This window comes from Flavonifractor sp. An306, assembly GCF_002159455.1.
Taxonomy (GTDB): Bacteria; Bacillota; Clostridia; order Oscillospirales; family Oscillospiraceae; genus Flavonifractor.
The window spans coordinates 1-713 of the sequence record NZ_NFIQ01000241.1 but is presented as its reverse complement, the minus strand read 5'-3'; the positions used below and the strand labels follow the sequence as shown (position 1 = coordinate 713).

The 713-nt window shown below is 55.5% G+C and carries 1 protein-coding gene; it reads right to left on the bottom strand.

Going from position 1 to position 713, the window contains the following annotated elements; genetic code table 11:
• Positions 1 to 46 precede the first annotated feature (46 nt).
• Positions 47 to 713: hypothetical protein (locus B5F88_RS19880; RefSeq protein WP_087937090.1), on the bottom strand; the 667-nt coding region annotated here is incomplete at its 5' end.

Here is a 713-nt window from a genome sequence, read left to right as displayed (position 1 = left end):
GCGCATAGCATGGTGGCCAGCAGAAGTGCTCTCAGCTTCAGTTGAATCAGCTCCTTCCTTTGTACCGCTTGAACAGGAAAACCCCACCTGCAGTCAGTAGGAGAACCGCGCCGCCAATCAGGAGGGGCTGTTTGATGTCAATCTCTGCCGTGGCCCCATTTGAGTTTTCGCTGGAAGGGGTATTAGTGGGGGCCGGGTCTGTCTGCGCCTCGGGGACCTCCATGCTGCCGAAAATGGCGGTATAGGTCAACACAGAGCAGTTGGTTTTGGAAACTTGGCCGGTATAGTCTGCCGTAACAGTGTAGCCGGTAGCATAGGTGCTGCTGGTAGTGCCGGTATATTTGGCGGTGGCAGTATATCGGGTGACGGCCCCATCCGCCCCGGCTTCACTGGTCTCGGCCCACTGGACGTCTGCCAGAGTCAGGCTTTTTCCATTGTCCTCAATGCTCTTTGGAATCAAAGATAGATCCGCTTCCGAGAGATTGGGATAGGTGCGGGTGGCGGAGAGATCCTTTGTCCGGGTAGCATAACCGTCTGCCGCTACCTTGACAGTGGTATGATCCAGTGTCAGAGTGCCGGTATAACCGTCCTCTGTGGTTACCTCCATCTGCGGTTCCAGACTCTGGAGGATCTTCTCCATATTGTTGGTTTCACTGGCCAGAGTTTTGGTCTGGGTGATGGTCTGGATGTCCACCCCAACCTCGTCCTTCCGC